Source organism: Dactylosporangium fulvum (genome assembly GCF_025137375.1).
GTDB classification, from domain to species: domain Bacteria; phylum Actinomycetota; class Actinomycetes; order Mycobacteriales; family Micromonosporaceae; genus Dactylosporangium; species Dactylosporangium fulvum.
The window spans coordinates 6,996,566-7,016,959 of the sequence record NZ_CP073720.1 but is presented as its reverse complement, the minus strand read 5'-3'; the positions used below and the strand labels follow the sequence as shown (position 1 = coordinate 7,016,959).

18 protein-coding genes are annotated in these 20,394 nt (G+C 70.3%); 16 read left to right on the top strand and 2 right to left on the bottom strand.

Going from position 1 to position 20,394, the window contains the following annotated elements; genetic code table 11:
* The first annotated feature begins 152 nt into the window (after positions 1–152).
* Positions 153–626, top strand: a complete 474-nt coding sequence (locus Dfulv_RS32330) for an aromatic ring-opening dioxygenase LigA (protein WP_259857592.1) — start codon at positions 153–155, stop codon at positions 624–626.
* 160 nt (positions 627–786) lie between these two features.
* Here Dfulv_RS32330 and Dfulv_RS32325 read toward each other — a convergent pair whose 3' ends face one another.
* Positions 787–2,835: a glycogen debranching protein gene (locus Dfulv_RS32325; RefSeq protein ID WP_259857591.1), complete on the bottom strand. Its 2,049-nt coding sequence runs from the start codon at positions 2,833–2,835 to the stop codon at positions 787–789.
* Between the two features lie 238 nt (positions 2,836–3,073).
* A complete protein-coding gene (locus tag Dfulv_RS32320; RefSeq protein WP_259857590.1) occupies positions 3,074–3,517 on the bottom strand; it encodes an OsmC family protein in 444 nt (147 codons plus the stop codon).
* Positions 3,518–3,713: 196 nt separating this feature from the next.
* Between Dfulv_RS32320 and Dfulv_RS32315 the strand changes: the two genes are divergently transcribed.
* From Dfulv_RS32315 to Dfulv_RS32245, 15 genes are all read left to right on the top strand, one after another.
* Positions 3,714–4,142: a Fur family transcriptional regulator gene (locus tag Dfulv_RS32315; protein WP_259857589.1), complete on the top strand. Its 429-nt coding sequence runs from the start codon at positions 3,714–3,716 to the stop codon at positions 4,140–4,142.
* Positions 4,143–4,173: 31 nt separating this feature from the next.
* Complete coding sequence (katG, locus tag Dfulv_RS32310) at positions 4,174–6,441, top strand: catalase/peroxidase HPI (RefSeq protein ID WP_259857588.1); 2,268 nt, start codon at positions 4,174–4,176, stop codon at positions 6,439–6,441.
* 850 nt (positions 6,442–7,291) lie between these two features.
* Complete coding sequence (locus Dfulv_RS32305; protein WP_259857587.1) at positions 7,292–8,143, top strand: ABC transporter permease; 852 nt, start codon at positions 7,292–7,294, stop codon at positions 8,141–8,143.
* Between the two features lie 33 nt (positions 8,144–8,176).
* Positions 8,177–8,965, top strand: a complete 789-nt coding sequence (locus Dfulv_RS32300) for an ABC transporter ATP-binding protein (RefSeq protein WP_259857586.1) — start codon at positions 8,177–8,179, stop codon at positions 8,963–8,965.
* Complete coding sequence (locus Dfulv_RS32295) at positions 8,965–9,792, top strand: ABC transporter permease (RefSeq protein WP_259857585.1); 828 nt, start codon at positions 8,965–8,967, stop codon at positions 9,790–9,792. Before Dfulv_RS32300 ends, Dfulv_RS32295 begins: the two co-directional genes overlap by 1 nt.
* Positions 9,793–9,835: 43 nt before the next feature.
* The gene (locus Dfulv_RS32290; RefSeq protein ID WP_259857584.1) at positions 9,836–10,999 is read left to right on the top strand and encodes an ABC transporter substrate-binding protein; all 1,164 of its coding nucleotides are present in this window, start codon (positions 9,836–9,838) and stop codon (positions 10,997–10,999) included.
* Positions 11,000–11,117: 118 nt separating this feature from the next.
* Positions 11,118–11,909 (top strand): IclR family transcriptional regulator, encoded by a 792-nt coding sequence (locus tag Dfulv_RS32285; RefSeq protein ID WP_259857583.1) that lies wholly within the window; start codon positions 11,118–11,120, stop codon positions 11,907–11,909.
* Positions 11,910–11,973: 64 nt separating this feature from the next.
* Positions 11,974–13,458 (top strand): NAD-dependent succinate-semialdehyde dehydrogenase, encoded by a 1,485-nt coding sequence (locus tag Dfulv_RS32280; RefSeq protein WP_259857582.1) that lies wholly within the window; start codon positions 11,974–11,976, stop codon positions 13,456–13,458.
* Positions 13,455–14,288: a nitrilase family protein gene (locus tag Dfulv_RS32275; protein ID WP_259857581.1), complete on the top strand. Its 834-nt coding sequence runs from the start codon at positions 13,455–13,457 to the stop codon at positions 14,286–14,288. The genes Dfulv_RS32280 and Dfulv_RS32275 overlap by 4 nt, the downstream gene beginning before the upstream one ends.
* A 176-nt stretch (positions 14,289–14,464) precedes the next feature.
* The gene (locus Dfulv_RS32270; RefSeq protein WP_259857580.1) at positions 14,465–15,022 is read left to right on the top strand and encodes an amino acid synthesis family protein; all 558 of its coding nucleotides are present in this window, start codon (positions 14,465–14,467) and stop codon (positions 15,020–15,022) included.
* Positions 15,019–16,374 carry an aminotransferase class III-fold pyridoxal phosphate-dependent enzyme gene (locus tag Dfulv_RS32265; RefSeq protein WP_259857579.1) on the top strand — a complete coding sequence of 452 codons (1,356 nt, stop codon included), beginning with the start codon at positions 15,019–15,021 and terminating at the stop codon, positions 16,372–16,374. Before Dfulv_RS32270 ends, Dfulv_RS32265 begins: the two co-directional genes overlap by 4 nt.
* A gap of 23 nt (positions 16,375–16,397) precedes the next feature.
* Positions 16,398–17,819, top strand: coding sequence for a dihydropyrimidinase (hydA, locus tag Dfulv_RS32260; RefSeq protein WP_259857578.1), 1,422 nt, complete (start codon positions 16,398–16,400; stop codon positions 17,817–17,819).
* 29 nt (positions 17,820–17,848) lie between these two features.
* Positions 17,849–18,856, top strand: coding sequence for an LLM class flavin-dependent oxidoreductase (locus tag Dfulv_RS32255; RefSeq protein WP_259857577.1), 1,008 nt, complete (start codon positions 17,849–17,851; stop codon positions 18,854–18,856).
* 4 nt (positions 18,857–18,860) lie between these two features.
* Positions 18,861–19,550, top strand: a complete 690-nt coding sequence (gene npdG, locus Dfulv_RS32250) for an NADPH-dependent F420 reductase (protein ID WP_259857576.1) — start codon at positions 18,861–18,863, stop codon at positions 19,548–19,550.
* Complete coding sequence (locus Dfulv_RS32245; protein WP_259857575.1) at positions 19,547–20,377, top strand: carbon-nitrogen hydrolase family protein; 831 nt, start codon at positions 19,547–19,549, stop codon at positions 20,375–20,377. Before npdG ends, Dfulv_RS32245 begins: the two co-directional genes overlap by 4 nt.
* The last annotated feature ends 17 nt before the right edge of the window (positions 20,378–20,394 follow it).

Here is a 20,394-nt window from a genome sequence, read left to right as displayed (position 1 = left end):
GACCGCGCGTGGGTAAACCACCACTGCCGGGTGATCTCGCCCGCCGCCGCCGCGGACCGAGGGACCGCTCGTGCGGGTGGGACGGACGTGTGGCGCGCGGCAGCCGGGACCGGTGAAGACCATCGGGACATGCGACGGAATGGAGGTACGACATGGCAGCGACGCTGCAGCGTCCGGCGGGGCAGGTGAACCGGGCGCGTGTCACCAAGTTGCTGGCGGTGATCGTGATGGCGGCGGGCCTGGTGATGCTCGCCGCGGGAGCCGTCACCTGGTACACCGTGCAGAGCCAGTTGGCCGACGAGCGGATCACGGTGTCGGAGGACGCGGACTGGTTCGCGGGGGAGAGGATCGACGGTCCGCTCACCGCCTACGCGGAGGCGCAGGTGATCGAGAAGCACGCGCTGAAGGCCAGCGGCGGCAAGACCTACGCCGAGCTGGACAAGACCGACCCCACACGAGCCACCGTGATGAACGGCTCGTTCCTGCGTGCGTCGCTGTTCACCTCCGTGGTCTCCTTCGGTGTCGCGGCGATGGCGATGGGCCTCGGGGTGCTGCTCGCACTGGTCGGATACGCGTTGAAGCTCCTCGCCGACGGTCAGCCCGCGGTGGAGGACGCGGCACGGTAACAGGCCGTTCCCGACCACGGCGGTGGTCCTCGAGACGAGGGCCGCCGCCGCATCCGGTCCGGCGCGGCCAGCCGGCCGTACAGGCCGGGATGCCGCTGCGTCAGGCGGAGGAAGACGTCGTCCATCCCGCGTAGCCCACGATGCGGGCGACGTGTACGTGTCAACCGGCATGCTCGTGCAGCGCGACCGTGATGGTGTGGGCGTCGAGGGTCAACCCGGCCGCAGCGGCGGCGCCGGGGTCGTCGTGTGCCGAGGACAGCACCACGCTCCACCGGCCGGGGAGGACGAACTCGACCGGGTGCGGCCGCGGGTTCGTCAGCACGGCCACGTCCCGGTTCGGCCCGTGCAGGATCATGGCCAGCGGCGCGTTCGCCTGCCAGTCGTGGACCGGGCCGCCGTCGGGCGCGGCCCAGGTGACGTCCTCGGCGTGCGGGTGTCCGGGCGCGCGCAGCTGCGGCAGGCGGCGCCGCAGGTCCGACGCCGCGGCGCAGAAGTCGACCAGCCGCTGGTCCAGCTCGGTCCAGCGCACGGCCCACTGGTCAGGGCTCGTGGCGCTGTAGGCGTTGTTGTTGCCCCGCTGTGAACGCCCGCCCTCGTCGCCGGCGACCAGCATCGGCACGCCGCGCGACACCAGCAGCGTACCGATGAGGTTGCGGGCCTGCCGGTCGCGCAGCCGCAGAACGTCGGCCTGGTCGGACGGTCCCTCCACGCCGCAGTTCCACGACCGGTTGTCGTCGGTGCCGTCACGGTTGCCCTCGCCGTTGCCGGTGTTGTGCTTGGTGTTGTACGACACGAGGTCGGCCAGTGTGAACCCGTCGTGCGCGGTCACGAAGTTCAGCGACGCGATCGCGCCGCGTTCACCGAACACGTCCGACGATCCGGCGAGCCGGGTCGCGAGCGCGCCACGGCCGGTCCGGCCGCGCCAGTAGTCGCGCACATCGCCGCGGTACCGGTCGTTCCACTCGGCCCAGCCGGTCGGGAAGGCGCCCAGCGCGTACCCGGCGCAGTCCCACGGCTCCGCGATCAGCTTGACGCCCGCGAGCACCGGGTCGGTGAGCAGTTCCCGCAGCAGCGGCGCGTCCGGGTCGTATGCGCCGTGCGGGCCGGTCCGGCCGAGGGTGGTGGCCAGGTCGAAGCGGAACCCGTCAACCCCGCAGACCTCCGTCCACCAGCGCAGCGACCACCGAATCAGCTCCACCGCGGCCGGGCGGCGCACGTCCAGCGTGTTGCCGCACCCGGTGACGTCGTCGTAGCGGTCGGGATCGGCGTCGGAGAGCCGGTAGTAGGCGGCGTTGTCCACGCCGCGCAGGGACAGCGGCGGCAGGTCGGCCTCGCCCTCGCCGGTGTGGTTGTGTACGACGTCGAGGATGACCTCGATGCCCGCCTCGTGGAACGTGTCCACCATGGTGCGGAACTCACACAACGCTGCCTGCGCGGTCCGGCCGGCGCTGTACGGCACGTGCGGCGCGGCGAAGGCGACCGGGTTGTAGCCCCAGTAGTTGAACCGGCCGGCCGCGCGCAGGCGCGGCTCGTCGACGAACGCCGCGACGGGCAGCAGCTCGATCGCCGTCACGCCGAGGCGGTGCAGGTGGGCCAGGACGGCCGGGTGGCACGCGCCGAGGTAGGTGCCGCGAAGCTCCGCCGGCACGTCGGGATGCAGGACGGACAGGCCCAGGACGTGGGCCTCGTAGACGACCGTGTCGGACCAGCTGTGACCCGGGCGTGGCGGGCGGGGGCCGATGCCGCGCGGATCCGTCACGACGCCGACAGGCCTGCCGCTGGTGTCCGCCTCGACGCCGTGGGCGTACGGGTCCAGCAGCACCACGGAGGGGTCGAACCGGTGGCCCGGTCCGGCCGGCCCGGCGACCCGGAAACCGTACCGGGTGCCGGGCGGTGCGCCGGTCAGCTCGGCGTGCCACCAGCCGGCCCCGGCCCGCTGCATCGGCGTGTCCACCGCACCGCACGGGGTGACCACGGTGACGTCGACCCGCGTGGCGGCCGACGACCACAGCCGGAACGTGGTCCCGCTGCCGTTCCAGGTCGCCCCGGGCAGCAGGCGCGGCGTGCCGCGCTGCGCGGACGCGCGGCGGCGGGCCTCGGCGATCCGAGTGGTCACGGCCTGTTGCGCGGACAGCGGCGCCAGCAGCGCCTGTTCCGCGGCGCGGCCCTGCTGGGGCAGCAGCGCGGTCTCGGGCGGTTGAAGGTTCACATGGCACGCATCGGCGGCGCGCCGCGCGCCTGAAGCGGTCCGGGCCGCCGCAACCGCACCGGTATCGCGGCGAACCGGGATCGCAACCGGCGCGGTGGGCCCAGTGCTGCACCCGGCTGACGGACGTGTTCCAGGAGCAGAACGGCGTGCCGCAGCTGTTCGAGGTCACGTCGGCCATGGACATCTGCGCTCCTGTCCACACCGGCGGTGTGGATCTCGGAGTCGGTCCGGACGGCTGTCAGGTGCTATTCATGCTGGGCGCGATCGTGATTGACACGGGGGTGCCGATCTCGACGGTCCGTGAAACGGTGCAGAGCCGGTCGTGTGACATCTTGAGCGAGCGGGGCAGGGTGTCGCGGGCCGCGTCGCCCGCCTCGCCGTCCGGGAACGTCACGGTGAACTGGACACTCAGGTGCTTCATCCGGTTGCCTCCCGCCTCGTCGCGGACCTTGTCGCCGGTTACCTTCACGAGGAATTCGCTCGGCTCGGCGCGCCGGCTCGTGATGAGGTCGACGTCGACGGCGGCGCAGCCACCAAGGGCGGCCAGGAGTAGCTCCACCGGGGTGAAGCTGTCGTCGTCGCCCGTGCCGATCGAGATCGAGCCGCCGCGAACGTTGCTTACGACGTACTGTCCGACGCTGGTGCGCTCGATGTCCACCGAGCGGAAGGTGTCGTCACTCATGAGAGCGAACCTACCCAGATGATCCGCTCGCCGAACCACCGTAGGCCGGCGTCGGGGGTCTGAAGGGTGAGGCCCGCAAAGGCGGCTGTCGGCTCGCCGCCGGCACCCGCCTCACGGCTCGACGCTGCTGTGCCCGAGTGGAACACGCCGAGCCCAAAACTTGAACTATTCCAGAAAGATGGCCTATGTTGGTCGCGTGACGTTCGACTTCGAGGCGCAGCTGCGGGCGGCCTCGTTGCGCGTGACACGGCCCCGGTTGGCGGTGCTTGCCGCGCTGCGCGACCACCCGCACGTCGACACCGACACGGTGATCGCGTTGGTGCGGGCCGATCATCCAACGGTCTCCCACCAGGCGGTCTACGATGTGCTGCGGGCGCTCACCGACGCCGGTTTGGTGCGGCGCATCGAGCCCGCCGGTTCGACCGCCCGCTACGAGTCTCGGGTGGGGGACAACCACCACCATGTCGTGTGCCGTTCCTGCGGCGTGATCGCCGACGTCGACTGCGCCGTCGGTCACGCCCCTTGTCTCACCGCCTCGGACGACCACGACTTCGTGGTCGACGAGGCGGAAGTCGTCTATTGGGGCACCTGCCCCGACTGTGCAACCAGACGCACCTTGCACTGATCACCAGTTCGGAAGGAAGCAAAGGAAGCAGATGAGCGACACCCAGGACCAGGCCCCCACCAGCGCGCAGGGCGTGGACAAAATGGCGTGCCCGGTCGCGCACGACTCCGTGACCGCGCACGGCAGCGAGAGCGAGAACCCGGCGATCGACTCGCCGACCTCGAAGATCGGTGGTCGTCCGCGCACCAACCGGGACTGGTGGCCCAACCAGCTCGACCTCTCGGTGTTGCACGCCCACTCGTCCAAGGGCAACCCGCTGGCGCCGGACTTCAGCTACGCCGAGGAGTTCGGGAAGCTCGACGTCGAGGCCCTCAAGCAGGACATCGTCGAGGCGCTCACCACCTCGCAGGACTGGTGGCCGGCCGACTTCGGCCACTACGGCGGCCTGATGATCCGGCTGAGCTGGCACGCCGCAGGCACCTACCGCATCCACGACGGTCGTGGCGGCGCGGGCGACGGCGGACAGCGGTTCGCCCCGCTCAACAGCTGGCCCGACAACGCCAACCTCGACAAGGCCCGCCGCCTGCTGTGGCCGGTCAAGCAGAAGTACGGCCAGAAGATCTCGTGGGCCGACCTGCTCGTCCTCGCCGGCAACGTCGCCCTGGAGTCGATGGGCTTCAAGACCTTCGGCTTCGGCTTCGGCCGCGAGGACGTCTGGGAGCCCGAGGAGATCTTCTGGGGTCCGGAGGACACCTGGCTCGGCGACGAGCGCTACGTCTCCGAGAAGGAGATGGCGGAGGGCGTCGGCGCGACCGAGATGGGTCTCATCTACGTCAACCCGGAAGGTCCCCGCGGCAACGCGGACCCGGCCGCGGCGGCGCATTTCATCCGCGAGACCTTCGGCCGGATGGCGATGAACGACGAGGAGACCGTCGCTCTCATCGCCGGCGGGCACACCTTCGGCAAGGCCCACGGTGCCGGCGTCGCCGACAACCACGTGGGCCCGGAGCCCGAGGCCGCCCCGCTGGAGGCGCAGGGCCTGGGCTGGTTGAGCAGCCACGCCACCGGCAAGGGTGCCGACACGATCACCAGCGGTCTCGAGGTGACGTGGACGGACAAGCCGACGCAGTGGAGCAACCGCTTCTTCGAGATCCTCTTCGGCTACGAGTGGGAGCTCACCACGAGCCCCGGCGGCGCCAAGCAGTGGGTCGCCAAGGACGCCGAGGCGATCATCCCGGACGCTCACGACCCGGCGAAGAAGCACAAGCCGACGATGCTCACGACCGACCTGTCGCTGCGCGTCGACCCGGCGTACGAGAAGATTTCCCGCCGTTTCCTGGAGAACCCCGACGAGTTCGCGCTGGCGTTCGCCAAGGCCTGGTACAAGCTGCTGCACCGCGACATGGGTCCGGTCAGCCGCTTCCTCGGGCCGTGGGTTCCGGAGACCCAGCTGTGGCAGGACCCGGTGCCGGCCGTCGACCACGAACTCGTGGGCGACGCCGACATCGCCGCCCTCAAGGCGAAGGTCCTGGAGTCCGGCCTCACGACCGCCCAGCTGGTCTCCACCGCCTGGGCCTCCGCCGCGAGCTTCCGGTCCACCGACAAGCGCGGTGGCGCCAACGGCGCCCGGATCCGTCTCGAGCCCCAGCGCGGCTGGGAGGTCAACCAGCCCGAGCAGCTCGCGACGGTCCTGGCGGCCCTTGAGGGCATCCAGCGGGAGTTCAACGAGGCCGGCGGCGCGAAGATCTCGCTCGCCGACCTGATCGTGCTGGCCGGCTCGGCCGCGGTCGAGAAGGCGGCGCGCGACGCCGGCGTCGAGGTGACCGTGCCGTTCCGCCCGGGCCGCACCGACGCCTCCCAGGAGCAGACCGACGTCGAGTCCTTCCGGGTCCTCGAGCCGCGCGCCGACGGGTTCCGCAACTACATGCGTCCCGGCGAGAAGACCCAGCCGGAGGTACTGCTCGTCGACCGCGCCTACATGCTCGACCTGACCGCGCCCGAGCTGACCGTCCTCATCGGCGGCCTGCGCTCCCTCGGGGCCAACTTCGGCGGCACCCGGCACGGTGTGCTCACCGACCGGCCCGGCGTGCTCACCAACGACTTCTTCACCAACCTGCTCTCCCCGGGCACCCGGTGGAAGGCGTCGGAGTCCGATGAGCACGTGTACGAGATCCGCGACCTGGCCACCGACGAGGTGAAGTGGACCGCCACCGCGGTCGACCTCATCTTCGGCTCCAACTCCCAGCTGCGGGCCCTCGCAGAGGTCTACGCCAGCCACGACGCCCGCGACAAGTTCGTGGCCGACTTCGTCGCCGCCTGGACCAAGGTTACGGAGCTCGACCGGTTCGACCTCGTCTGATCCGGCTCCAACCGACGGGCCCGGCCGATCCGCAGTGATCGACCGGGCCCGTTCGCCACGATGCATCACCCGCGGCTGAGCACGACGTAGAGCCGCCTCGTCCCGCGCCGGGTTTTCGGCGCGGCCGGCGACAGCCTGGTGTGACATGGTTCGACCTGCGCAACACCCCGCGCCCGATTTGTCGGACATTCCCGGCTATGTGTCGACCCGAGCGGTTGACCTTGATCGTTTCCGTCCCTGGCCGCCGAAGTCCATCAAGGTCAACGAGACCGGCGGCGCGGGCCCGCCGAACGCCCATGACCGAACCGACGACACACGCTGGGGTGCGGAACGCGCCCGAATTGCCTGGATCGAGTCAGGCGGCTATCGCGGAAACGCTCTCGCGAGCAGTGCGCTGGCCCTGTTCTCGGGTCCGCGGCGGACGGTAGACCTGCCTTCGCCCCGGGCGCCGGGTCGAGCGGTCGCGGCGGTGGAGACGAACGATCGCTTGGTCGGGCACTCTCGTCCGAGGCCGGGTGGGCCGAACGGCTGATCCGCAACACGCGGGAAACCACCGGAAATCCCCAGTTCATCCGCATTTGAAGGGCCGCCGGAGCGCGAGTTATCCGGCTTCCGCGATCCATTGACGTGGCCTGAGTCACCCCCTATCGTGAACCACCAGTTCACTCAGTGATCCGATCCACTGGTTCACTCAGTGGATTCCACCGCCGGACGACGGCTCCCGAGAGGTTTCGGAGAGTGCCTGTAGATGACCGCGACAAAGATCGTTCCGCCGCCGACACCGGTAGAGACGGGTCGCGCCAAGCGCACGGAACGGGTGACACCGGCCCGATCCCTGCGCGGACCTGACGTGAAAAAACATGCCATCAACACCGTCGGCGCCATCGGCGTCGTCGCGGCGCTGGCCGGCCTCTGGGAGGGGTACAAGGCGCTGGGCCAGGCGGTCGGTGATGTCGTGCCGGGCACGACGATCGGCCTTCCGGTCGCCACCGACGACCTGTCGATGCCCCATCTCTCGACGATCCTGCACTCGCTGGTCGAGCCCGCCCGGCGCGGCGACCCGATGTCGCTGGGTGCGTACCTGATCGGCGAGACCACCGTGACGCTGCGCGAGGCCCTCTACGGGCTCGTGGCCGGATCCGTGCTCGGCCTGCTCCTGGCGGTCGTGTTCCTGCACCTGGTCCCGGTCAGCAAGGGCCTGATGCCCTGGCTGGTGGCGTCGCAGACGGTACCGCTGGTGGCGATCGCGCCGATGATCGTGATCTGGGGCGGCAAGGCCGGTGCCCCGCCGTGGGTCGGCGTGACCGGTATCGCCGCCTACCTCGCGTTCTTCCCGGTCACGATCAACACGCTGCGCGGGTTGAAGTCACCGCAGAAGGTGCACCTGGAGCTCATGCACAGCGTCGGTGCCAAGCGCCGGCAGGTGCTGTGGTGGCTGCGGATCCCGGCGGCCCTGCCGTTCGTGTTCGCCGGTCTCCGGCTGGCCGCCACGGCGAGCGTCGTGGGCGCCATCGTCGGTGAGCTGTCCGCGGGAACCGGTCGTGGCATCGGGCGGTCGATCCTCACCTTCGCCTATTACTACTCGAACGGGCCGGAGAAGCTCTACGCGGCCGTCCTGGTCTCCGCGGTGGCCGGCATCGTGTTCGTGCAGCTGCTGGGACTGATCGAGCGAATCGCGCTCCGGCGCCGCCACGCGCGGTGAGCACGTCCCCTTCAACAATGCCTGGAGGCGCTGATGTCTGAGCCCGCCATCATCTCTGTGCGCGGAGTCAACAAGGAGTTCAACAGCGGCAAGCGCTCGGTGACCGCGCTTCAGGACATCGACCTGTCGATCGCCCGCGGCGAGTTCGTGTCACTGCTGGGCCCGAGCGGCTGCGGCAAGAGCACGCTGCTGCGCGTCCTGGCCGACCTGACCGAGCCGTCCAGCGGCTCGGTGTCGCTCAACGGCAAGACGCCCCGCGCGGCCCGGACCGACCGCGACTACGGGATGGTCTTCCAGCAGGCCGGCCTGTTCGACTGGCGCAGCGTGCAGCGGAACGTGGAGCTGCCGCTGCAGGTCGCCGGCGCCGACAAGCAGACGCGGCGGGCCAAGGCCCACGAGATGCTGGAGCTCGTCCGGCTCTCCGAGTTCGCCAAGCACTTCCCGTGGCAGCTGTCCGGCGGCATGCAGCAGCGGGTGGCGATCGCCCGCGCCCTGTCCGCCGATCCCGAGATCCTGTTCATGGACGAGCCGCTGGGCGCACTGGACGAGATGAACCGGGAGCGGCTGCAGGGCGAGCTGCTGCGGATCTGGGCGGACACGCGGACCACCGTCGTGTTCGTCACGCACAGCATCTCCGAGGCGGTCTTCCTGTCGTCGCGGATCGTCGTCATGACCGCCCGCCCGGGCCGGATCGCGGCCAGCATCGACGTGGACCTCCCGTACCCGCGGACCGCGGCGACCCGTACCACCGAGGAGTTCTTCGCCAAGGTGACCGAGGTCCGCACGGCGCTGCACGGCGCACCCGCAGAGCAGGCCGCCTGATGAGCGTCACCCAGGCCGCGCAGCTCCAGCCGTCCGGGGCCGGGATCAGGCTGCGGAACCTCATCGGCCGGTACCTCCCGGTCGCCGTCACCGCCGTGGTGATCCTCGGCGTGTGGCAGCTCGCCGTGACCGTGTTCGACGTGCCGTCGTTCATCGTCCCGGCGCCGAGCGAGATCCTGGCCGCTTTTGTCAGCCAGTTCACCACGATCATGTCGGCGTCGCGGATCACCGTCCAGGCGGTGCTGCTCGGCCTGCTCATGGGCGTGGTGTGGGGCGTCGTGGTGGCCCTGGTGCTGAGCCGGTTCCCGAGCATGTCCAGCCCTGTGCTCACCGTTGCCGTCATCGTCAACTGCGCCCCGATCGTGGCCCTGGCGCCGATCTTCAACAACTGGTTCGGTGTGACGAGCCTGGTCTCCAAGGCCGGCGTCGCCGCCGTGATGGTCTTCTTCCCCGTCCTGGTCAACACGACCCGGGGTCTGCTTCAGGTCTCACCCTTGCACCTGGAGGTCATGCAGTCGCTGGCGGCCAAGCCACGACACGTGGCGTTGATGTTGCGGCTGCCCAACGCGCTGCCCTTTCTGTTCAACGCGCTGAAGCTCGGCTCCACGCTCGCCGTGATCGGTGTGATCGTGACCGAGTACTTCGGCGGGCCGAGCAACGCGCTCGGCGTCTACATCGCCTATCAGGCGGCATTGCCCCGTTTCGAGTACGCCTGGGCCGGGATCGCCGTGGCGAGCGCCCTCGGCCTGGCCATGTTCGGTGTCGTGTCCCTCCTGGAACGGCTCCTCATGCCCTGGCACGCCTCGTTGCACGACGAGAACCCGTAGGCCATGGCCCGCAGTCGTGCCCTCAAGAACCTATGGAGTCAGCATGTTCCTTCGTAGACGGTTATCCGCCCGGCCGGGCCGCGTCGCCTCCGTGCTGAGCGCTCTCACGGCCACCGCACTGCTCGCGTCCGGCTGTGGCGGCATGTCCGACACGTCGACGCAGGCCGCGTCCGACGCCGGCAAGGACTGCAAGTCGAAGACCAAGGTCCGGGTCGTGCTCCAATGGGTCGCCCAGGCCCAGTTCGCCGGCTACTACGCGGCGAAGGACAAGGGCTACTACGACGCGGAGTGCCTGGACGTCACCATCCAGGAAGGGGGCGTGAACATCGTCCCCCAGCAGATCCTCTCCGCCGGCAACGCCGAGTTCGCCGTCAGCCACGTCACCAAGACCATGGTGACCAGGGAGCAGGGTGCCGACCTGGTCAACATCGGTCAGGTCTTCCAGCGGGGCGCCTACCTGCAGGTCGCCTGGGCCGACTCCGGCATCAAGACGCTGGCCGACCTCAAGGGCAGGAAGGTCGGCAGCTGGGGCTACGGCAACGAGCTCGTGCTGTTCGCGGCGATGCGCGGCGCCGGTGTCGACCCGGCCAAGGACGTGCAGATCATCCAGCAGCCGTTCGACATGTCCCTGCTGCTCAAGCGCGAGGTCGAAGCCGCGCAGGCGAAGAGCTACAACGAGTACGCCCAGCTGCTGGAGACCAAGAACCCGAAGACCGGGCAGCTGTACCAGCCGTCCGACTTCACCGCGATCAGCCTGCAGGAAACCGGGTACACCAGTCTCGAGGACGGCATCTACAGCCGTGGCGACTGGCTGAGCAACCAGGCGAACCAGGATACCGCCGTGAAGTTCCTCAAGGCGTCGTACCGCGGCTGGGCACACTGCCGCGACGAGCTCAACAGCTGCGTCGACATCGTGCTGGCACACGGCAGCGCGCTGGGCAAGGGGCACCAGACCTGGATGCTCAACGAGGTCAACAGGCTGGTCTGGCCCTCGCCGAAGGGCGTCGGCCTGATGGACCAGGCGGCCTGGGACCAGACGATCGAGATCGCTGTCAACGCCGGGGTCCTCAAGAAGAAGCCGGACAGCGCCGCCTTCCGCACGGACCTGTCCGAACGCGCGCAGAAGGAACTCAAGGACGCGGGTATGGACGTGCTCGGGAGTTCCTACAAGCCGGAATCGGTGACCATCACCGAGGGCGGGAAGTAGGCGATCGGCGTGCCGGACGGCTTTCGGGCTCGTCCGGCACCCGGTTTCGCGGCGAGCCTGCCAGGATGTCAGCGAACCGTCACCGCTGACGACGGCAAGCAGAATACGGAGGAAGTCGATGGCGTCTGGTGAGGCAGGGCTGGTCCGGCGCACCATCTGGCTGCTGCGGGCCGTGGCGGCCCACCCGGAGGGCGTCGGCCTGAGCGAGGTCGCCCGCGAGGCGGGCATTCCGAAGGCGACCTGCTACCGGGTGCTGACCGTGCTCGAGCGCGAGAGCTGGCTGACGCTCGACCCGGTGACGCGGCGGTACCGGGTGTCGCTCGGGCTGCTGTCCATCGTGGGCGGCCTGCTCGACGGGGGCGGCGCCTACAGCCACATGCGGGACGTGCTGCGCGACCTGGCGGGGGAGACGAAGGAGACCGCGGGCTTCGACGTCCTGCTGGCGCCGAAGGTGATGGTCGTGGCCCAGGTGCCGGGGCCCTCGCTCATCGGCCAGACCCTGAAGCCGGTGCCCAGGACCCAGCCGGTGTGGGCGACGTCCACCGGCAAGGTGCTGCTGGCGGCGCTCGACCCGGAGCAGGTCCGCGCCGACTTCGCCGAGGAGTTCGCCACCCACGCCCCGCAGGAGGTCGGCGACCTGGACTCGTTCATGAGCTCGCTGGCCGCGGTCTACAGCCGGGGCTTCGCCTTCGCCTACGACGAACTGGAGATCGGCGCGGCCTCGGTGGCCGCACCGGTGCGGGTCCGCGACACGACGCCGTACGCGGTCTGGATCGGCGGCCCCACCTACCGGCTCACCCGCGATCGCATCAACGAGGTGGCGGAGTCGGTCATGAAGGCCGCGCGGCAACTCAGCGAGCTGCTCAGCAACACCGATATCGATCTGCCGAGCGCGCTCGGCCGGCACTAGCGCCGGTGACCGACGCCGGTGACTGACCGGGCCGGGCGACCGGCCGCGGTGGAGGAGGAATGCAATGGCCGCATTTGACGAGGCGCTGGCCGCGGCGACGGCGGTGGCCGGCCGGGTGCCGAAGGGCCTGTACATCGACGGAGAGTGGCGGCCGGCCCGCGGCGGCAAGGTGCTGACGGTGGAGGACCCGGCGACCGGCTCGGCGATCGCGGAGGTCGCCGACGCTTCCGTCGTCGACGCCCTCGACGCCCTGGCCGCCGCCGACCGGGCCCAGGAGGCCTGGGCCGCCACGCCGCCGCGGGAACGCGGGGAGGTGCTGCGGCGGGCGTTCGAGCTGATGATCGCGCGGCGCGACGACCTGGCCGGCCTGATGACCCTGGAGATGGGCAAGGCCTTCGCGGAGTCGCAGGCGGAGGTCAGCTACGCGGCGGAGTTCTTCCGCTGGTTCGCCGAGGAGGCCGTCCGCATCGACGGCGGTTACCTCGCCGCCCCGGGCGGCGGCTCACGGGTGGTCGTCATGCGGCAGCCCGTCGGCCCGTGCCTGCTCATCACGCCGTGGAACTTCCCGATGGCGATGGGCACCCGCAAGATCGGTCCCGCGCTGGCGGCCGGCTGCACGGTCGTGGTCAAGCCGGCCAAGCAGACCCCGCTGTCGATGCTGGCGCTGGTCGCGATCCTCGAGGAGGCCGGCGTCCCGCGCGGCGTGGTCAACCTGTTCACCACGGCGCGGTCGGGGGAGGCCAGCTCGGCGCTGCTCGACGACGCGCGGCTGCGGAAGGTGTCGTTCACCGGCTCGACCGAGGTGGGCCGGACCCTGCTGGGCCAGGCCGCCAACCGGGTGCTGCGCACGTCCATGGAGCTGGGCGGCAACGCGCCGTTCCTCGTCTTCGACGACGCCGACCTCGACCTGGCGATCGAGGGTGCGGTACAGGCGAAGATGCGCAACGTCGGCGAGGCCTGCACCGCCGCCAACCGGTTCTACGTCCAGCGCTCCGTGGCGGACCGCTTCGTCAGCGGCCTGGCCGAGCGGCTGGGCGGCCTCCGCGTCGGCCACGGGCTCGACCCCGAGACCGAGGTGGGCCCGCTCATCGACGGCAACGCCGTGAAGTCGGTCGGGGAACTGGTCGCCGACGCGACGGCGGCCGGCGCCAAGGTCGTCACCGGGGGAGAGGCGATCGCCGGCGACGGCTACTTCTTCGCGCCGACCGTCCTTTCCGGTGTGCCCGGCGGGGCCCGGACGATCCGGGAAGAGATCTTCGGCCCGGTGGCCCCGGTCGTGGCGTTCGACGAGGAGGACGAGGCGGTCCGCATGGCCAACGCCTCGGAGTACGGCCTCGCGTCCTACGTCTTCACCGAGAACCTCGCGCGCGGCCTGCGGGTCAGCGAGCGCCTCGAGAGCGGCATGGTCGGTCTCAACCAGGGCATCATCTCCAACCCGGCCGCACCGTTCGGCGGGGTGAAGCAGTCGGGTCTCGGCCGTGAGGGCGGGCGGGTCGGCATCGACGAGTACCTGAACATCAAGTACACGGCTGTCCGGGCGTCCTGGTGACCGGATTCCTGCTGGCCGGCGTCCAGATGCGGCCGGCCTTCGGCGACGCCCGGGCGAACCTCGCGGCCTCGTCGTTCTGGATCCGCGAGGCGGCCGCCCGCGGGGCGAAGCTGGTGGTGCTGCCCGAGGCGGCGTCGGCGGGCTACGTGTTCACGGACCGGGCGGAGGCGGCGCAGTATGCGGAGCCGGTGCCGGACGGCCCCACGAGCACCGGCTGGGCGGCTCTCGCGGCGGAACTGGAGGTCTGGATCGTCGGCGGCGTGACCGAGCGGGACGGGGACCGGGTCTACAACTCCGCCGTTTTCCTCGGGCCCGGCGGTCACCTGGGCACCTTCCGCAAGGCGCACCTGTGGAACGACGAGAAACGAATCTACGACCGCAACACGACCGGCTTCCCGGTCTTCGACACACCACTGGGTCGCATCGGGGTGGGCATCTGCTACGACGCCTGGTTCCCGGAGACGTTCCGCAGCGCGGCCCTGCAGGGCGCCGATCTCGTCGTACTGCCGTCGAACTGGGTGCCGGTGCCGGGGCAGCCCGACGACGGGCCTGCGATGGCCCACCTGATGTGCATGACCGGCGCGCACAGCAATCAGTGTTACGTCGCCGGGATCAACCGGATCGGCGTCGAGCGCGGGCAGGAGTTCGTCGGCAGGTCGGTGCTCGTCGGCCCCGACGGCTGGCCGCTGGCCGGCCCCGCGAGCCGGAACCGCGAAGAGTTGGTGACGGCCGAGGTCGACCTCATCGGCACCCGCCGGGAGCGCCGGGACAACCCGTTCAACCAGCCCCTCGCAGACCGGCGGCCGGACCTGTACTCGCAGCTGACCTGAGCCCGGCACGGTAGCGGCCGCCGGTCCTCTCCGGACCCCGGCCGCCGGTGTCGGCTGCGCTCCTGCGGTCAGACCGCCTCGGCACTATCCAAACCCCAGGACTATTGACAGCCCTTCCCAGCATCGACAGTATTTGAACCAACGGTTCAATCAGTGAACCATCAGGAGGAGTGATCGTGATCAGGGTCCGGAAGATCGTTCGCCACCTCGAGGAGACCTGGCTGGAGAACGGTCAGGACGTGCAACCCCGCCACCGCGTCGCGTTCGTCGGGGTCGTCATCGAGAACCCCTACCCCAGCGCCTACGTGCAGGATCTGGTCACGCTGGCCGACGAGCTGGGTGAGGAGATCGGCAGCCTCATCGGGCCTGCCTGCGTCGAGCTCCTGGGCGACGAGGTCGAGGCGTTCGGCAAGGCGGCCCTCGTCGGCATCGACGGGGAGCTCGAGCACGGCTCGGCGCTCATCCACAACCTGCGCTTCGGCAACGTCTTCCGCACGGCGGCCGGGGGCACGGAGCTGCTGCCGGCGGCCGAGAAGGTCGGGCTGACCGGAAGCCCCATCGACATCCCGCTCAAGCACAAGCTGGACGCCAAGACGCGCTCCCATCACCAGACGGTGACGCTCCAGGTCGCCGACGTGCCGCGGCCTCGCGAGATCTTCGTGATCTGCGCGGCGGCCAACGCCGGACGCCCGCTTGCCCGGCTCGCCACCTTCGGCGCCGAGGTCAAGTCATGACGATCACCGAGACTCAGGCCTGGACCGCCCAGCGCGTCAAGGCCGTCGACAAGGAGTACGTGATCCACTCCTGGTCGGTGCAGGGCGCACTGGACCCCATCCCCGTGGCCGGCGGATCAGGCTCGTGGTTCTGGGACTACGACGGCCGCAAGTACCTCGACTTCCAGTCCCAGCTCGTCAACCTGAACCTGGGCCACCAGCACCCCCGCCTCGTCGAGGCGATCCGCGCCCAGGCCGAGGAGCTGTGCTACATCGGGCCGGGGTTCGCGGAGCGCTCGCGCGCCGAGCTGGCCGAGATGATCGCGGGGCTGACCCCCGGTGACCTGAAGATGAGCTTCTTCACCACCGGTGGCGCGGCGGCCAACGAGAACGCCGTCCGGCTGGCCCGCCACGTGACCGGCCGGCACAAGATCGTCGCCCGCTACCGCTCGTATCACGGCGCCACCGCGGGCGCGATGTCGCTCACCGGCGACCCGCGCCGGTGGGCTGCGGAGCCGGGCATCAGCGGCGTGGTGCGCATGCTGGACCCCTACACCTACCGCTGCCCGGCCGGGCACCCGGACCCCTGCCCCGTCTGCTCGGGTGGCCCGCACCTCGAGGAGATCCTGCAGTACGAGAACCCCGAGACCGTCGCCGCCGTGATCGTCGAACCGGTCACCGGCACCAACGGCCTGCTCTATCCGCCGGACGGATACCTGCGGTCACTGCGCGAGGTCTGCGACCGCCACGGCATCCTGCTGATCTTCGACGAGGTGATGGCGGGCTTCGGCCGCACCGGTGAGTGGTTCGCCTGCAACCACTGGGACGTCGTGCCCGACATCCTCATCACCGCCAAGGGCCTGAACTCCGGCTACGTCCCGCTCGGCGCCATGACGGTCTCCGCGCGGATCTCCGAGTGGCTCAAGGACAACATGTTCTGGGGCGGTATGACCTACGCCGGTCATCCCCTCGCGTGTGCGTCCGGCGTGGCCTCACTGCGGATCATGGAGGACGAGGGCGTCGTCCAGAACTCGCGCGCCATGGGCGAACGGCTCGGCGCCGGCCTGGCCAAGCTGGCCGAGCGGCACCCGAGCATCGGCGACATCCGCGGCCGCGGCCTCTTCTACGGCGTCGAGCTGGTGAAGAACCGCGCCACCCGGGAGCCGCTCGTGCCGTTCAACGCCAAGGGGGCGGCGGCGGCGCCGGTGAGCCGCCTGCTCAAGGCGGCGATGGAGCGGGGCGTCTACCTCACCGCCAACTTCAACGTCCTGCGGCTCACGCCGCCGCTGGTCATCAACGCCGGAGAGATCGACCTGGCGCTCGGCGTGCTCGACGAGGTGCTGTCGCTCGCCGACGACCACTACCAGGGCTGAGCCCACCACGAGGGGAAACCGAAATGGGATCGACGCTGATCAGCAATGGCACGGTCGTCAACGCGGACTCGGCGATCCGTGCCGACGTCCTGGTGCGTGACGGGCGGATCGTCGCGCTCGGCATCGGTTCGGACTGGACCGCCGACCACGTCATCGACGCGACCGGGAAGCTGGTCATCCCGGGCGGGATCGACGCGCACACCCACCTGGAGTACCCGATCGACGGGTTCACCACCAGGACGGCCGACGACTTCTACACCGGGACCGTCGCCGCCGCCCACGGCGGTACGACGACGATCCTCGACTTCGTGAAGAAGGAGCCCGGCCGGTCGCTGTACGACACGTACCTCCGCCGGCGCGACGCGGCGGCGGAACGGTCCGTCGTCGACTTCGGCCTCCACGCCATCGTCCCGCCCCGCGACCAGCAGCCCGACGTGCTCGACGACCTTCGCCGGCTCGCCGCCGGCGAAGGGGCGGCCAGCTGGAAGTTCTTCATGGCGTACCCGGGCACCCAGATGGTCGACGACGGCGAGCTGCTCGAGGGGTTCGAGCTCGCGCTCGAGCTCGGTGTGCTGCCGATGGTGCACGCCGAGAACGGGCACATGGTGGCCCGCGAGACGCAACGGCTGGTCGACAGCGGGAAGACGGCCGAGCACTTCCACGCCACGGCGCACGGCCACGACTCCGAGGCCGAGGCCGTGCACCGGGCGATCGTCCTCGCCGACTCCGTCGGCGCGCCGCTCTACGTCGTGCACGTCTCCAGCGCCGCCGCGGCCGAGGAGATCAGCCGGGCGCGTGCCGACGGCCACAGGGTCTGGGGGGAGACCTGCCCGCAGTACCTGCAGATCGCCTACGAGGACTACGCCGGCCTCGGCGAGAAGGCCGCCGCGTACCTGTGCTCCCCGCCGATCCGGGAGCGCAGCAACCAGGAAGGCCTGTGGAAGACGCTCGCTACCGGCGCGATGGCGACGGTGGCGACCGACCACGCGGGCTTCTGCATGCACCAGCCCGACGACCTTCCGCCGCAGAAGCTGCGCAGCCCCGGCTACTTCCCCAAGGTCCCCAACGGCGTGCCCGGCATCGAGGACCGGCTCATGGTGCTGTGGGAGGGCGGGGTGGCGAGCGGGCGGATCGACCCGTGCCGGTTCGTGGACCTGGTGTCCACCCGGCCGGCCAAGCTCTTCGGCCTCTTCCCCCGCAAGGGGATCGTCGCGGTCGGGGCCGACGCCGACCTGGTGGTGTGGGACCCGCAGGCCGATCACGTCATCACGACCGCGGGCACCCACATGCGGACCGACTACAACCTGTACGAAGGGCTGCGGGTGACCGGTAAGCCGGTCCATGTCCTCTCGCGGGGCGACCACCTGGTCGACGCGTCGGGTTCCTTCGACGGCGCGGCGGGCCGGGGCTCCTTCGCCGACCGCGGCAAGCCGTACCTCTTCTGAACCAAGACCGAACGGAGCTGTCAAATACGATGAACCTTCCTCTGGGCATCCATGTCGGCGAGCGGCTCAGCCTCGAGCAGACCTACTGGCAGGCCGAGTTCGCCGACCAGAACGGGTTCGAGTCCGTCTGGGTCGCCGAGGGGCGGCTCGCCCGCGACGGCATCGTGCCGGCGGCGATCATCGCGAGCAGGACCCGCAACCTGAAGATCGGCACCGGCGTCGTCAACAACAAGAGCCGCAACGCCGCGCTGATGGCGGTCACGTTCAAGACGCTGGACGAGGTCGCGCCCGGCCGGGCGATCCTGGGCATCGGCGCCTGGTGGGAGCCGCTGGCGACGAAGGTCGGCCAGCCGCTGACCAAGCCGATCGCGTCGATGCGCGAGTACATCACCGTGCTGCAGTCCTTCTTCCGCAACGAGCTCGTCGAGTTCGAGGGCGAGTTCGTGCAGATGCGGGGCGTGCGGTTCGACAGCATGTACCGCGAGAACAAGCCCGTCGACGTGCCCATCTACGTCGGCGCGGTCGGCCCCAAGATGCTGGAGCTGGCCGGTGAGATCACGGACGGCGTGCACATGGACTTCCTCCTGCCGCCGTCGTACCTCGTCGGCGCCCGCGAGGCCATCAACCGCGGCATCGCCAAGCGCACCGACGGCAAGCAGGAGATCGACCTCACCCAGATCGTGGCCTGCAGCGTCAACGACGACGACCCGCAGGAGGCCATCGACGCCTGCAAGGCGTTCCTCACGCTGTACCTGTGCCAGCAGCCGCACATCGCCGAGCACTGCGGCGTCGAGCGCGAGCTGGTCGACCAGCTCCAGCAGATCGCCGGCTGGCCGGCCACCCCGGAGGACATCAAGCGGGCGATGCAGCTCGTCCCCAACAGCCTGGTGCAGAACGTCACCGCCTGCGGCTCCACGGACGACGCGTTCCAGAAGCTGATGTCGTACCACGAGGCCGGCGTCCGCAGCCCGATCATCTCGACCCTGGGCGACAAGGAGCAGACGCTCACCCGGCTCGCCCAGGCCGCGAAGGCCTGACCCGATGAGCCTGACAAGGATCGCGGTCATCGGCGGGACCGGTCCGCAGGGGCGCGGCCTCGCCTACCGCCTGGCCCACGCCGGACACGCCATCGTGCTCGGCTCCCGCGACGCCGCACGCGCCGAGGCCGCCGCCGCGGAACTGCGCCAGCAGCTCGATGGCGCCGAGATCAGCGGCGCCTCGAACCTCGACGCGGCCGCCTCCGCGCCCGTCGTGCTGCTCGCCGTGCCGTACGACGGGCACACCGAGCTGGTCACCAGCCTGGCCGGCGCACTGGCTGGCAAGGTCGTCATCAGCTGCGTCAACCCGCTGGGGTTCGACAAGCTGGGCCCGTTCGGCCTTGACGTGCCCGCGGGCAGCGCCGCCGAGGAGGCCGCCGCGATCGCCGGCGACGCCACGTTGGTCGGCGCGTTCCACCACCTCTCCGCTCCGCTCCTGCTCGACCCGGAGGCGGACCTGAGCCACGAGGACGTCCTGGTGTGCGGCGACGACCGCGCGGCCAAGGAACTCGTCATGGGGCTGGCCGCCGACGTGACCGGCGGCCGGGCGGTCGACGCGGGCCGGCTCCGCCTGGCCCGCCAGCTGGAGCCGCTCACCGCGGTGCTCATCTCGGTGAACAAGCGGTACAAGACCCGGTCAGGGGTGGCCATCACCGGACTGACCCAGGCTTCTCAGGGGAGGGTCCTCGCGTGAAACTCGCAGCGCTGCAACTACAGGCCTCCGGCGACCGCACCGAGACGATCGGGCGCGCCGCCGACCTCATCGACGACGCCGCCGGCCAGGGCGCCCGGATCCTCCTGCTGCCGGAGCTCTTCGCGGTGCCGTTCGTCCAGCCGGAGCCGGACCTGGAGTACTTCGAGCTGGCCGAACGCCTCGACGGCCCCTCGAACCGGATGGCCGCCGAACGGTCGCGGCAGCACGGCATGACGATCGTCTCGTCGATCTTCGAGGCGGCCGACGTGCCGGGGGTGTACTACAACACGGCCTGCACGTTCGTCGCGGGTGAGCTCAGGTCGGTGTACCGCAAGTCGCATCTGCCGTTCTCGAACGGGTTCCCGGAGAAGTTCTACTTCCAGCCGGGCGGCTCGGAACCCGAGGTCGTCGACACCGGGGAGACCGGCGTCGGCACGATCATCTGCTACGAGCGGCACTTCCCCGAGCTCAGCCGGATCGTGGCCCTGCGCGGCGGGTCTGTGCTCTGCGTGCCGGTGGCCTCGGCCAGCGCGCCCATGCGCGAGGTGTTCCAGCTCGAGCTGCGCGCCCACGCGGTGTTCAACGGCATGTTCGTGATCTGCTCCAACCGGGTCGGTAAGGAGGGCGTCAAGGACTACTTCGGGCTCAGCGCCGTCTACGGCCCGGACGGCGATGTGCTCGCCGAGGCCGCCGACGGCGGCGACGGCGTGGCGGTGGCCGAGGCGGACCTGAGCCTGGTCGAACTGTCCCGGCGCCGGCGCCCGTTCCTGCGTGACCGGCGGCCCGAGCTCTACGGCCGGCTGACGAAGATGGGCCCGACCGCGTAACCCCTCATCACGTTCAC

Bases quoted from the DNA above. Each gene is read 5' to 3' on its own strand.
- hydA (WP_259857578.1), top strand. From the start codon at position 16,398: ATGGGATCGACGCTGATCAGCAATGGCACGGTCGTCAACGCGGACTCG.
- Dfulv_RS32265 (WP_259857579.1), top strand. From the start codon at position 15,019: ATGACGATCACCGAGACTCAGGCCTGGACCGCCCAGCGCGTCAAGGCC.
- Dfulv_RS32300 (WP_259857586.1), top strand. From the start codon at position 8,177: ATGTCTGAGCCCGCCATCATCTCTGTGCGCGGAGTCAACAAGGAGTTC.
- Dfulv_RS32290 (WP_259857584.1), top strand. From the start codon at position 9,836: ATGTTCCTTCGTAGACGGTTATCCGCCCGGCCGGGCCGCGTCGCCTCC.
- katG (WP_259857588.1), top strand. From the start codon at position 4,174: ATGAGCGACACCCAGGACCAGGCCCCCACCAGCGCGCAGGGCGTGGAC.
- Dfulv_RS32330 (WP_259857592.1), top strand. From the start codon at position 153: ATGGCAGCGACGCTGCAGCGTCCGGCGGGGCAGGTGAACCGGGCGCGT.
- Dfulv_RS32320 (WP_259857590.1), bottom strand. From the start codon at position 3,517: ATGAGTGACGACACCTTCCGCTCGGTGGACATCGAGCGCACCAGCGTC.
- Dfulv_RS32295 (WP_259857585.1), top strand. From the start codon at position 8,965: ATGAGCGTCACCCAGGCCGCGCAGCTCCAGCCGTCCGGGGCCGGGATC.
- Dfulv_RS32280 (WP_259857582.1), top strand. From the start codon at position 11,974: ATGGCCGCATTTGACGAGGCGCTGGCCGCGGCGACGGCGGTGGCCGGC.
- Dfulv_RS32255 (WP_259857577.1), top strand. From the start codon at position 17,849: ATGAACCTTCCTCTGGGCATCCATGTCGGCGAGCGGCTCAGCCTCGAG.
- npdG (WP_259857576.1), top strand. From the start codon at position 18,861: ATGAGCCTGACAAGGATCGCGGTCATCGGCGGGACCGGTCCGCAGGGG.
- Dfulv_RS32285 (WP_259857583.1), top strand. From the start codon at position 11,118: ATGGCGTCTGGTGAGGCAGGGCTGGTCCGGCGCACCATCTGGCTGCTG.